The sequence below is a fragment of the Aliiglaciecola sp. genome, from assembly GCF_039982535.1.
Taxonomy (GTDB): Bacteria; Pseudomonadota; Gammaproteobacteria; order Enterobacterales; family Alteromonadaceae; genus Aliiglaciecola.
Genome location: NZ_JBDWYG010000019.1, coordinates 84,590 through 98,457, shown reverse-complemented (window position 1 = coordinate 98,457; position 13,868 = coordinate 84,590). Strand labels below are relative to the sequence as shown.

Below are 13,868 nucleotides of genomic sequence, written 5' to 3'. Positions count from 1 at the left end.
TCAAGTCAATTTTAATACACGAATGTTTAATATTTATTCTCAAAATGTATCTAGAATCAACATAATTACCCAAATCCAGAATTAAACCGTTTTTATCTAGAACAAAAATTGTAATTAATCTCAACGCTGGATATACTTTACGACACTAAATGAAAAAAACGCTTAGTTGTTAAAGGTTTAATAGTTAATTAACAAAGTGTTAACAGTTAGGTTTGCTTAACTCTATTTTTCGTTTATGCACTATACAACAAAATAACTTTAAATAAATGCGTCAAACCTCAACAATGATTACAGGCACATAAAGTGAAAAAACAAAGACCAGTCAATCTTCAACTCAATACGATAAGTTTTCCCCCTTCAGCTATAGTTTCTATTTTACATCGGGCAACCGGTGTTGCTATGTTCTTCGCTCTGATTTTTGTGATCTGGGCGTGGGCTGTATCTGTATCATCCTTAGATGGATTTAATACAGTGCAAGAAGTAATGGCAGGGCCTCTTGGTAAATTCGTTGCTATCGGTACCTTATCCGCCTTGACCTATCATATCCTTGGCGGTATCCGTCACGTGATTATGGATATGGGTCACTGGGAAGAAATCGATTCAGGCAACTTAAGCGCGCAAGCCACTATTGGTTTGTGGGTATTAGTGACTATCGTTATAGGAGTTATATTGTGGTAACCGAACAAGCGGGTTTAAAACGTAACGGAGTACAAGATTTTGTTACTCTACGTGCTACGGCACTTATCATAACCTTATTTTCTTTTTACATGACCTATTTTTTCATTGCCACACCCGTGGTGACATTTGAAATTTGGAAAGATTTATTTTCTAGCATATTTATGAAAGTTTTCACTTTCATTACGCTAGTAGCAATTATGTATCATGTAAGAATTGGTCTTTGGCAAGTTTTAACAGACTATGTCAAGGGACCAGGTTTGCGAGCAACGTTACAATATGTTCTTAACATTATTGCATTTGTATATGTTGCAGTTGGTTTATTTGTTTTGTGGGGTGTGTAGTGAGTATTCCGGTTCATGAGTTCGATGCAGTAGTAGTAGGAGCTGGCGGCGCTGGAATGCGAGCAGCTTTACAAATTTCTCAATCAGGCAAGTCCTGTGCGTTACTTTCAAAAGTATTTCCAACACGTTCACATACGGTTTCTGCTCAAGGCGGAATTACAGTAGCGTTAGGTAATGCCCACGAAGATAACTGGGAATGGCACATGTACGATACCGTTAAAGGTTCCGATTATATCGGTGACCAAGATGCTATCGAATATATGTGTAAAACAGGCCCTGAAGCCATTATTGAAATGGAGAACATGGGACTACCATTTTCTCGTTTTGAAGACGGCAGAATTTATCAGCGTCCTTTTGGTGGTCAGTCGCAAAACTTCGGTGGTGAGCAAGGTGCTCGTACTGCAGCGGCAGCCGACCGTACAGGTCACGCATTATTACATTTGCTTTATCAGCAAAATGTTAAAAATAAAACAAAAGTATTCAGTGAATGGTACGCCCTTGATTTAGTCAAAAACCAAAATGGTGATGTAGTCGGTTGTACTGCAATTGATATTGAAAGTGGTGAAGTCGTTTACTTCAAATCTAAAGCGGTTGTATTAGCCACAGGTGGAGCTGGTCGTATCTATGCTTCAACTACTAATGCTCACATTAACACTGGTGACGGTGTTGGTATGGCATTACGAGCTGGTGTACCGGTTCAAGATATGGAAATGTGGCAGTTCCACCCAACGGGTATCGCTGGAGCTGGTACGCTAGTAACCGAAGGTTGTCGTGGTGAAGGTGGTTACCTTCTAAACAAAGACGGCGAACGTTTCATGGAACGTTATGCACCAAACGCGAAAGATTTGGCGGGTCGTGACGTAGTTGCTCGTTCAATGATGACCGAGATTCGTGAAGGGCGCGGTTGTGACGGTCCTTGGGGAACTCACATTAAACTTAAACTCGATCACTTAGGTAAAGATGTACTTGAATCAAGATTACCAGGTATTCTTGAATTGTCTCGTACCTTTGCTCACGTTGATCCGGTTAAAGAACCAATCCCAGTTATTCCTACTTGTCACTATATGATGGGTGGTATTCCAACTAATGTTGATGGCCAAGCTATAAGTATCGATAAAGACGGTAACGAAAAACCCATTGGCGGATTATTCGCTTGTGGTGAAATTGCCTGTGTATCTGTACATGGTGCTAACCGTCTTGGTGGAAACTCGTTATTAGACTTGGTTGTATTTGGTCGCGCTACAGGTCTGCACCTTGGTGAAGCTATCGATAAAATTGATTCTACTGAAGCATCACAAACTGATGTGGAAGAAGCAATGGTACGTTTCAATCGCTGGGAGAGCTCAGAGGTTGGTAAAGGTGAAGATCCAGTTCAAATTAAGAAAGATTTGCAGCAATGTATGCAACTTAACTTCTCTGTATTCCGTGAAGGTGACGCCATGGCCGAAGGTCTTGCTGAACTGAAAGAAATTAGAGAAAGATTGAAATTCGCTCGTCTAGATGACAAGAGTAGCGATTTCAACACTCAACGTATTGAGTGTCTTGAACTTGATAACCTAATGGAAACTGCATTTAGTACTGCAGTAGCTGCGAACTTCAGAACAGAAAGTCGTGGTGCTCATAGCCGTTTCGATTATCCAGACCGTGATGATTCACAATGGTTGTGTCACTCTGTTTATTTACCAGAGTCAGAGTCAATGCTTAAGCGTGACGTGAACATGACACCGAAGCTACGCGAAGCGTTTCCACCTAAAGCTAGAACTTATTAATAGGAGTAACGAAGATGAATCTTACTTTCTCAATATATCGTTACAACCCGGATGTTGATAACGCACCACGCATGCAAGAATACTCGCTTGAAGTGGAAGAAGGGCAAGACATGATGGTGCTTGATGCACTTATCGCCCTTAAAGAACAAGACCCAACGTTGTCATTCAGACGCTCATGCCGTGAAGGTGTGTGTGGTTCTGATGGCGTGAACATGAATGGTAAAAATGGTTTGGCTTGTATTACGCCACTTTCCGCTTTAGGAAAAGGCAAAATCGTAGTACGTCCTTTACCAGGTTTACCAGTGGTACGTGATTTAGTCGTTGATATGAGTCAGTTCTATACTCAATACGAAAAAATTAAACCGTTTTTGATTAATGATGATAATCATCCGCCAGCACGTGAACATCTTCAACTTCCTGAAGAGCGTGCTAAGCTAGATGGTTTATATGAGTGTATACTCTGTGCATGTTGTTCTACTTCATGTCCGTCATTTTGGTGGAATCCAGATAAATTTATTGGACCTGCCGGATTGTTGCACGCTTATCGATTCCTAATCGATAGCCGTGATACAGCCACTGATGCACGACTCAGTGATTTGGATGACGCATTTAGCGTTTTCCGTTGTCACGGGATAATGAACTGCGTTAGTGTTTGCCCGAAAGGACTTAATCCTACTAAAGCTATCGGCCATATTAAGTCGATGCTACTACAACGGGCTGTTTAGTTTAGTCATTTGACACCAGTGGTGTTAATCGTGACAGCAAGTCTAAATAGCCATCCTTCGTAGGATGGCTTTTTTGCTTAAAAAATCAAACCTTTTGGGTTTATTTACTTTAATTTTTTGGATATTTACGCATACTAGATATCCGGTTGTTAGCCTGACTTTTTAAAGGGACAATAATGCAACAAAGCGTGATGAAAGCATGGTGGGATTCTTCACACATGGCTGGCGGCAACGCTGCTTATATAGAAGAACTCTACGAAGCATTTTTGGAAGATCCAAACAGTGTTTCAGAGCAGTGGCGAAGTATTTTCGAAAGTTTGCCTAAAGTTGATGGCGTTGAATTAGATACCAACCATTCTTTAATAAGAGAGCAATTTAAAGCCCTTGCAGCACTAGGTCCAGCGGCCAGAGCAACTAGCAGTGCGCCAGCGAAGGCTGCAAGTAGTGATGAGAAGCAAGTAAGAGTACTGCAACTAATCAATGCTTATCGATTCAGAGGGCATCAACATGCTAATTTAGATCCATTGGATTTATGGAAGCAGCCTAGAGTTCGAGACCTAGAATTATCCCACCACAATTTGACTGAAAAAGATTTCGATACCCATTTTAATGTTGGTTCGTATGCTATTGGTCAAGAAACCATGACATTGAAGGATTTATTCACTTCCTTAAATAGAACCTACTGTGGTTCTATTGGTTCTGAATATATGCACATTACTGATACTGAACAAAAACGTTGGTTACAGCAGCGCTTAGAATCGGTACAGGCAAAACCTGAAATTAGTCGCGATGAAAAAGTTAACATACTTAAAGGCTTAGTCGCCGCTGACGGTATGGAAAAATACTTAGGGGCTAAATTCCCTGGTGCTAAACGCTTTTCATTAGAAGGCGGCGATGCATTAGTTCCTATGCTTAAAGGCTTAATTAGCCATGCTGGTGTAAATGGCGCTAAAGAAGTTGTCATTGGGATGGCTCACCGTGGTCGACTAAATGTTCTTGTGAATGTTTTAGGTAAAAACCCATCTGTGTTATTTGATGAATTCTCAGGAAAGCACGATGAGTCACTAGGTGCTGGTGATGTAAAATACCATGCAGGTTTCTCATCTGACTTTGCGACTGAAGGTGGTAATGTCCATTTAGCGTTGGCCTTTAACCCTTCTCACTTAGAAATTGTAAATCCAGTGGTTATTGGTTCAGTAAGAGCCCGTCTTGATCGCCGTGGGTGTGAAGATGGTTCTACCGTTCTGCCAATTACTATCCATGGTGACTCGGCTATTGCTGGACAAGGTGTTGTTCAAGAGACATTTAACATGTCTCAGACGCGTGGATTTAAAGTGGGTGGAACAGTTAGAATTGTGATAAATAACCAAGTTGGTTTTACCACTTCTAAAACTGAAGATACTCGCTCAACGCAATACTGTACAGATATTGCAAAAATGGTTCAGGCGCCTATATTCCACGTCAATTCTGATGATCCTGAAGCTGTTTTGTTCGTTACCAAACTAGCGTTAGATTATCGTAACACCTTTAAACGTGATGTGATGATTGATTTAGTTTGTTATCGACGTCATGGTCATAATGAAGCTGATGAGCCAAATGCAACACAGCCATTAATGTATCAAAAAATTAAAAAGCATCCTGTTCCCCGTGCATTGTACGCTGATCAATTAACCGCTGAAGGCAGTCTTGATGCCCACGAAGTGGATAAGTTAGTCAGTGAGTACCGAGCAGCCTTGGATCATGGTGCTTGTGTTGTGCCTGAATGGCGTCCGATGACAGAGCACTCTGTCGACTGGACTCCGTATTTAGGACATGAATGGAATTCGCCTTATGATGCACAAATCGAAAAAGATAAACTTATCGAGTTAGGGCGTTCTATTGTTAGCTACCCAGAGAGTTTTAAACTGCAATCTCGAGTGAAAAAACTCTATGGTGATCGTGAAGCTATGTTGGCTGAAGATAAGCTGATTGACTGGGGAATGGCTGAAAACTTAGCCTATGCTGATATTGTTTCAAGAGGAACAAATATTCGTTTAACTGGTCAAGATTCTGGTCGTGGTACTTTCTTCCATCGCCATGCTGTTTTGCATAACCAAAGTGATGGCGCAGAATATATGCCGTTGCAGCACGTTAGTGAAGAGCAAGGTAAAATGGAAATCTACGACTCTGTGCTTTCTGAAGCTGCGGTTGTAGCCTTTGAATTTGGTTATGCCACTGCTGAACCAGGTACATTAACTATTTGGGAAGCGCAATTTGGTGATTTCGCCAATGGTGCTCAAGTGGTAATCGATCAGTTCTTAAGTTCAGGCGAAGCCAAATGGGGACGTTTATGTGGACTAACTCTATTGTTGCCACATGGTTACGAAGGACAAGGTCCAGAGCATAGTTCTGCTAGACTAGAACGTTTTCTACAATTATGTGCTGATCATAACTGGCAAGTCTGTGTGCCTTCTACACCGGCACAGGTTTATAACATGATCAGACGTCAAGCAATTCGTCCCATGCGTAAACCGTTAATCGTAATGTCTCCTAAATCACTATTACGTCATCCTTTAGCGGTGTCGAGTTTTGATGAGTTAACTGATGGTGTTTTCCATACTGTTATTGACGAAATTGACGATATTAAACCAGCAGACGTTAAACGTGTTGTCATGTGTTCCGGTAAAGTTTATTACGATTTATTAGAACAACGTCGTAAAAACGAACAACATGATGTGGCGATTGTCAGAATTGAACAACTTTATCCATTCCCAAGTGAAGAAGTGGTGGCAAACATCACTAAAAAGTATCCTCACGTTAAAGATTGGGTATGGTGTCAAGAAGAACCACAGAATCAGGGAGCTTGGTATTGTAGCCAGCATCATTTCTGGGCATCTATCCCAGAAGGAGCAAAACTAACTTATGCAGGTAGAACTGCATCTGCTTCTCCTGCAGTTGGCTATAACGCAGTTCACAATCAACAGCAAAAAGCGTTGGTTGATGATGCACTTACTCTATAATTAGGAACCAGTATGACAATAGAAATTAAAGTACCGGTGCTACCAGAATCAGTAGCAGATGCTTCGATTGCCACATGGCATGTCAAAGTTGGTGACAAAGTCAGTCGAGATCAAAATCTTGTTGATATCGAAACCGACAAAGTAGTGTTAGAAGTTGTATCACCAGATGCGGGTACAATCACAGAAATTATGGATGCTGAGGGCGATACTGTCCTTGGTGAACAAATCATTGCAAAACTAGAAGAAGGCGAAGGCGCCAGCAGTGCAAAAGCACCTGCAGCACCAGCAGCTAGTCAACCAACTACATCAAGTACAAAGGGTAAATCAGTGGAAATTAAAGTTCCTGTGCTGCCAGAATCGGTAGCTGACGCAACAATCGCAACATGGCACGTACAACCTGGGGAAGCGGTTTCTCGGGATCAGAATCTAGTGGACATCGAAACTGACAAAGTTGTGTTAGAAGTCGTTGCTCCAGCAGACGGTTCACTAACTGACATCGTTGCTCAAGAAGGTGACACTGTAACTGCAGAGCAAGTCATCGCAAACTTTGCTGAAGGTGCAGGTGCATCTGCTCCAGCAGCGTCAGAATCTGAAGAAGCTGAATCTGCTGATGAAAATGACGCATTAAGTCCATCAGTTAGACGTTTATTAGCTGAAAAAGGCGTTGATGCAGCGAATATCAAAGGCACAGGTAAAGGCGGTCGTATTACTAAAGAAGACGTTGAAAAACATCTTAAAGGTGCTTCTAAGCCAGCAGCTAAAGACGCGCCAGCCGCTCCTGCAGCTCTAGTGGGTGAGCGTACTGAAAAACGTGTTCCTATGACCCGTTTACGTAAAACCATTGCAAGTCGTTTATTAGAAGCGAAAAATTCTACGGCTATGTTGACTACCTTTAATGAAATCAACATGAAGCCAATTATGGATTTGCGTAAGCAATATCAAGAAAACTTCGAAAAGCGTCACGGTATACGTTTAGGTTTCATGTCGTTTTATGTTAAAGCGGTAACTGAAGCACTAAAACGTTTCCCTGAAGTGAATGCGTCAATTGATGGTGATGATATCGTTTATCATAACTATTTTGATATCTCTATTGCGGTTTCAACACCTCGTGGATTGGTCACGCCAGTTTTACGAGATTGTGACGCATTAGGTATGGCAGGGATTGAAAGTGGTATTAAATCTCTTGCTCTTAAAGGTCGTGATGGCAAACTAGCCATGGATGACCTTCAAGGTGGTAACTTTACTATTACTAACGGCGGTGTATTTGGTTCGTTGTTATCAACTCCAATTATTAATCCACCACAAAGTGCTATTCTTGGTATGCACAAAATCCAAGAACGCCCAATGGCGGTCAATGGAAAAGTTGAAATTTTACCAATGATGTATTTGGCGCTATCTTATGACCACCGTATTGTTGATGGTAAAGAATCCGTAGGCTTTTTGGTTACGGTTAAAGAAATGTTAGAAGATCCAACTCGTCTATTATTAGATGTGTAATATCTTGTTCTAAATCGAATTGATAGATGGTAGTGAAAGCTATCATCTATCCAAATGTCGGTATTTTATCGACACCTTTAATCAAGTCGCTAAAATGCGGCTTTTATATTAAATAAAACGGATAGAAACACCATGAATTTGCATGAATATCAAGGTAAGCAATTATTCAAAGAATATGGCTTACCAGTATCTGAAGGGTTTGCTACAGATTCTCCAGAAGAAGCTGCAGCAGCGGCCGATAAAATTGGCGGAAGTGAGTGGGTAGTAAAGTGCCAAGTACACGCAGGTGGCCGAGGTAAGGCTGGCGGTGTTAAGTTAGTTAAATCTAAAGATGAAATTAAAGCGTTTGCTGAAAAATGGTTAGGTAAAAACCTAGTTACATTCCAAACTGACGAAAACGGCCAACCAGTTAGCAAGATTTTAGTTGAATCTTGTACTGATATTGCTGACGAACTTTATTTAGGTGCGGTTGTTGACCGTACTTCACGTCGTATCGTTTTCATGGCATCTACAGAAGGCGGTGTTGAAATTGAAACCGTTGCTGAAGAAACTCCTGAAAAGATTTTAAAAGCTGAAATCGATCCTATCGTTGGTGCTCAACCGTACCAAGCACGTGATATGGCATTCCAGTTGGGCCTTAAAGGTGTGCAAATCAAACAGTTCACTAAAATCTTTTTAGGTTTAGCGAAAATGTTTGTTGATCTTGATATCGCACTTATCGAAATTAACCCATTAGTGATTAAAGATGACGGTGATATTCACTGTCTAGACGCTAAAGTGGCAATCGATGGCAACGCTGCTTATCGTCAGCCTAAAGTGAAAGCTATGCACGATCCATCACAAGATGATGCCCGTGAAGCTGAAGCGGCTAAATGGGAACTTAACTATGTAGCACTAGACGGAAACGTTGGTTGTATGGTTAACGGTGCCGGTCTAGCAATGGGTACAATGGACATTGTTAACCTTCACGGTGGCAAACCAGCTAACTTCCTTGATGTGGGCGGCGGTGCAACTAAAGAACGTGTTGCTGAAGCATTCAAAATCATTCTTTCTGACAGTAACGTTAGCGCAGTATTAGTTAATATTTTCGGTGGAATTGTACGTTGTGACATGATCGCTGAAGGTATTATCGGTGCAGTTAAAGAAGTCGGTGTAAACGTACCTGTAGTTGTGCGTCTTGAAGGTACTAACGCTGAACTAGGCCGTGAAGTTCTTGCTTCTTCTGACCTAGATATAATCGCTGCAAGCAGTTTGACTGACGCAGCTCAGCAAGTTGTTAAAGCTGCGGAGGGCAAATAATGTCAGTATTAATTAATAAACATACCAAAGTTATCTGTCAGGGTTTTACTGGTGGTCAAGGTACTTTCCACTCTGAGCAAGCGATTGCTTACGGTACGCAAATGGTTGGTGGTGTAACACCTGGTAAAGGTGGAACAACTCACCTAGACCTACCTGTATTTAACACTGTTCGTGAAGCGGTAGAAACTACTGGCGCAACAGCATCTGTTATTTATGTTCCTGCTCCTTTCTGTAAAGATTCAATTGTTGAAGCTGCTGATGCAGGCATCGAATTGATTATTTGTATCACTGAAGGTATTCCTACTATCGACATGTTGTTCGTTAAAGAATACTTGACTGTGAAAGGCGTTCGTATGATCGGTCCAAACTGCCCAGGTGTTATCACTCCGGGCGAATGTAAAATTGGTATCATGCCTGGCCATATCCATAAGCCTGGTAAAGTTGGTATCGTTTCACGTTCTGGTACTCTTACTTATGAAGCTGTTAAACAAACTACAGATGAAGGTTTCGGCCAATCTACTTGTGTAGGTATTGGTGGTGATCCTATCCCAGGTTCTAACTTCATCGATATCTTGAAGTTGTTCCAAGAAGATCCAGAAACAGAAGCAATTGTAATGATTGGTGAAATTGGTGGTTCAGCAGAAGAAGAAGCTGCTGAATTTATCAAAGCTAACGTTACTAAGCCTGTTGTGTCTTACATTGCTGGTGTAACTGCACCTGCTGGTAAGCGTATGGGTCACGCTGGTGCAATCATCGCCGGTGGTAAAGGTACAGCGGATGAGAAGTTTAAAGCACTTGAAGATGCAGGTGTTAAAACGGTTCGTTCACTTGCTGATATTGGTAAAGGATTGCGTGAAATTACCGGTTGGTAAGCTGCAATTAATTTACTAGACAAAACCCGCCAAAAGGCGGGTTTTTTTATGTCTAACTTTATCCTTCCAATGCGTTTACCCTTTGATCAGCATTACTGCTTAGAATCTAATCTTGATTGAATTTAAAGACGGTTGATTTTAAAGACGGTTGATTTTAAAGCCAGTCAACAGACTACAAATATTTAACAAGATGCCAATTTTCATGGGTGATATGTAGTCTCAATGTTAATCATAGCTCCGTCCCTTGCTACTAATTTAGGTTGCTTTTCTTGGAGCTAATTCTGTTCTGTTGTTTAAAAATCACTTATTAAAAAATAAATTTATCCATTATTTACAATGGCTTAGGTTTTGTTTTATGGCTTGGTAATTCCCCTGTATTTTCTGTTTTTTCTTAAAATAAACATATCCTTGCATTGAATACGTATGCACAGCATTGAGTGTTCCGTTAACACAGATGTAACATTGTGTGGTCATAAATTTTGATGTTATCGGCTAATTATAATTTAACAATCGAAAACATTTTTAAATTGGAACCACAAACGGGAACGGGAAACACACATGAAAAAATTCAGACCCAGTTTGATTACAACGGCTTTACTGGCAAGTGGAATGTCTTTGTCTAGTTTAAGTTCTTTTGCTCAAGATGCCGATTTAGCGCAACCTGAAGCAGAGTCAAATCAAATAGAAACAATCGAGGTGAAAGGATTCAGAACAAGTCTAATAAAATCCCTTAACCAAAAACGCTTTAGTGATACTGTTTCAGAGCAATTATCCGCAGATGACTTAGGTGGATTACCTGATGTATCTATGGCCGATGCCTTGACTCGTTTACCGGGTATTTCGGCGGTTAGAACGGGAGGCCAAGCAGCAGAGATTAACATCCGAGGGTTATCTGGGGATTTTGTTTTCTCAACATTAAATGGAAGAGAGCAAGTTTCAACTAGTGGTTCTCGTTCCATTGAGTTTGATCAATATCCCTCTGAATTAATTTCTTCTGCAGCAGTGTACAAATCACCCAAGGCCTCCTTAATCGAAGGCGGGGTTGCAGGTACCGTTGAACTACAAACTGCAAGCCCACTGTCTATTACCGAAGAATATAAGTTCAATATGAATGTGCGGGGGATGTTTAACGACAGAGCCGGTGAAGTATCCGATGCAGAAGAATTTGGGCACCGAATCAGTTTTTCCTATCAAACTAAACTTTTAGATGACACTTTAGGACTCGCCCTAGGGTACGCAAGATTATTTCAACCTAGTGTGTCTACTCAGTTCATAGGATTGGCCTATAACACCGAACGAGATGTGGATTTCTTAGAGGGTGATGAAGAAAACTACGATCCTACCTCTGATGTGCCCAAAGATCAGCAATGTATCGAGTGCGAATTCGTCAGTGAAGGCTTCGAAATGCAACACAAAGGTGGTGAAGAGACCCGCGATGGTTATATGGCCGCTATTGAATGGGCACCAACAGATAATTTCGTGTTAAAAGCGGATGCCTTTTACTCACGTTTCGATTCAGAAGAATTTGCCCGCGGTTTCCGAGTCAAGTTAGAACCCGGAACGGCCGTTATTACTAATCCAGTGGTAGATAACAATACTGTCATTGGTGGGACCTTTAGCCGGGGAGCAGATTCCTTTACTCGAGTAGAGTTGGTTAATGATGACAATCAGGATTTTGATGAGATCCAAAACTTCGGATTAAATGCTGATTGGCAAGCAACGGATAATCTCACCGTAACTGCTGATTTTTCCTATTCAAACGCAAAAAGCGAATTTAGAAATGGTTTGTTGTGGTCATTAGTTGGGGCCGAAAACGAAGGTGGAACCCCTCGTTTTGATACCGATATCGCAATTTCATATTTGCTTAATGGACTAGATTTACCGGATATTGGATTTAGTCAATTTGATGATTTTTCCAATGTAGATAATGTTTATGTGACTAAATATGGTATTTACCCTTTTGAAAACGAAGATGAGTTATTTGCATATCGTCTCGATCTTACCTATGAAGTGGATAATCCATTCATCTCTTCGTTTGAATTTGGCGTACGTTATTCTGACCGTGAATATTCCAATGATCGTTCGGTCTACGAATTCGGCAGCGACTCTTCTTTTTCGTCTAGCGAACCGCCGTTAGCGTTAAATGATCAACTGGCATCTGTGGTTAATTGGGAAGGGGATTTTGCTTATTTCCCCAGTTATTTGTCAGTTGATTTAGATGCAGCATTATCAGCTTGGTTTCCAGAGGGCACCCCTGAACCTGTTCAGACTTGGGGAGTAGGGCATCCAGGTCTGATAAATAGTCCTGGTGGCACTACTAATACCGCGTGGTCGGTTTTAGAAAGCGGCAAAGTATATGAAGAAGTCTTATCCGCTTACATTATGGCTAATATTGACACTGAAATTGGTGATCTACCTGTTACTGGTAATATTGGTATTCGGCGTGTAGAAACCGAGCAATCCTCGACATTTTTACAAGACGTGAGTCGTACTATTCAGGTTGAGGGGACGGATCCTGAAACAGGCGAAACCATCATAGTGGACGTGGTACAAGGGGATCCTGAACTAGGTGCACAATTAATCACCGATGAAGTGGGCCTGATCAATAACTTTTACCGTCCAGAGCTGCTGGTTGATAAATACACGGACTATTTGCCGTCTATAAACTTGAACTTTAAGTTAACGGATCAGGATCAGTTGCGATTTGCCGCAGCTAAGGTGATGGGGAGACCCCCAATTAATCGTTTGTTCGCAAATTCCAATGTACGTGTGGCGGATGTGAATGCAACCATGAACCCTGACTCTGGTGAAATCTCGGTAGACCGCGATGCAGAATTATCGGGAAGCTCAACCAATAGCCCTTATTTGCGTCCATTTTATGCTAATCAATATGATATTTCCTATGAACGCTATTTTGATGAAACCGATGGCGCCATTGTTGTTGCTTTATTTTACAAGGATATAAAGTCATTTATTAACGATTTCACCATCGATCCCTTTGATTTTGCAGCGAATGGATTCCAAGCGCCTTCATCAATCGAGGTTCCGGTTTTTCTTGACTCCGATGACCCTAATGCTGAGGCCACTCAGGCAACAGATGATAATGGCGATCCTTTGTTTATCACCGTTCCTACCACTAACGGACCTTACACTACAGCGGTTAACAATCGCGAAGGTGGCTATATTCGTGGTATCGAATTAGCGTATACCCAAGTGTATAGCTTCTTACCCGCGCCTTGGGATGGTTTAGGGGTGAGTGCAAGTTATTCGTACACAGAAAGTGAAATTCAATTTCAAACCAACCTGGGTGGAACGAGTGTGCCACAACAATTACCGGGATTATCGGAAACCGTGGTAAATGGCACCTTATTCTGGGAATACGAAGGTTTTGAAACTCGCGTGAATGTGCGTTGGCGTGATGCCTTTGTATCTAAGCAAGTTGCTGTTAATGAGCAAATTGTTAACTTCGATGACGAGCTCATTATTGATTACCAAGCCTCATACGACATTAACGACAACCTAGGTGTGTTGTTTCAAATTAATAATCTGACGGATGCTCCCACTAAAAGCTACTTTGGTCGAGAATCGCAAACCGGCACCATTCAATATTTTGGTACCCAATACTTTCTTGGGGTGACGTACTCGCTATGAAACTAAATCAACTTTTTAAATTGAATCGTCGCTGTCA

Annotated in this window: 9 protein-coding genes; all 9 read left to right on the top strand. The window is 41.4% G+C overall.

Annotation, left to right across the window (positions count from 1 at the left end):
• Positions 1–303 precede the first annotated feature (303 nt).
• Positions 304–678: a succinate dehydrogenase, cytochrome b556 subunit gene (sdhC, locus tag ABJV04_RS04410; protein ID WP_303473763.1), complete on the top strand. Its 375-nt coding sequence runs from the start codon at positions 304–306 to the stop codon at positions 676–678.
• Entirely contained in the window at positions 672–1,019 is a 348-nt protein-coding gene (sdhD, locus tag ABJV04_RS04405) for a succinate dehydrogenase, hydrophobic membrane anchor protein (protein WP_348490088.1), read from the top strand. The genes sdhC and sdhD overlap by 7 nt, the downstream gene beginning before the upstream one ends.
• Positions 1,019–2,788, top strand: a complete 1,770-nt coding sequence (gene sdhA / locus ABJV04_RS04400; RefSeq protein WP_348490087.1) for a succinate dehydrogenase flavoprotein subunit — start codon at positions 1,019–1,021, stop codon at positions 2,786–2,788. The genes sdhD and sdhA overlap by 1 nt, the downstream gene beginning before the upstream one ends.
• A gap of 14 nt (positions 2,789–2,802) precedes the next feature.
• A complete protein-coding gene (locus tag ABJV04_RS04395; RefSeq protein WP_348490086.1) occupies positions 2,803–3,513 on the top strand; it encodes a succinate dehydrogenase iron-sulfur subunit in 711 nt (236 codons plus the stop codon).
• Positions 3,514–3,689: 176 nt separating this feature from the next.
• Entirely contained in the window at positions 3,690–6,512 is a 2,823-nt protein-coding gene (gene sucA / locus ABJV04_RS04390; RefSeq protein ID WP_348490085.1) for a 2-oxoglutarate dehydrogenase E1 component, read from the top strand.
• A gap of 12 nt (positions 6,513–6,524) precedes the next feature.
• A complete protein-coding gene (gene odhB / locus ABJV04_RS04385; protein ID WP_348490084.1) occupies positions 6,525–8,009 on the top strand; it encodes a 2-oxoglutarate dehydrogenase complex dihydrolipoyllysine-residue succinyltransferase in 1,485 nt (494 codons plus the stop codon).
• Between the two features lie 132 nt (positions 8,010–8,141).
• On the top strand, positions 8,142–9,308 hold the full coding sequence (gene sucC, locus ABJV04_RS04380; RefSeq protein WP_303473770.1) for an ADP-forming succinate--CoA ligase subunit beta: 1,167 nt from the start codon (positions 8,142–8,144) through the stop codon (positions 9,306–9,308).
• Positions 9,308–10,180, top strand: coding sequence for a succinate--CoA ligase subunit alpha (gene sucD / locus ABJV04_RS04375; protein ID WP_348490083.1), 873 nt, complete (start codon positions 9,308–9,310; stop codon positions 10,178–10,180). Before sucC ends, sucD begins: the two co-directional genes overlap by 1 nt.
• Positions 10,181–10,738: 558 nt before the next feature.
• Complete coding sequence (locus ABJV04_RS04370; protein WP_348490082.1) at positions 10,739–13,831, top strand: TonB-dependent receptor; 3,093 nt, start codon at positions 10,739–10,741, stop codon at positions 13,829–13,831.
• The last annotated feature ends 37 nt before the right edge of the window (positions 13,832–13,868 follow it).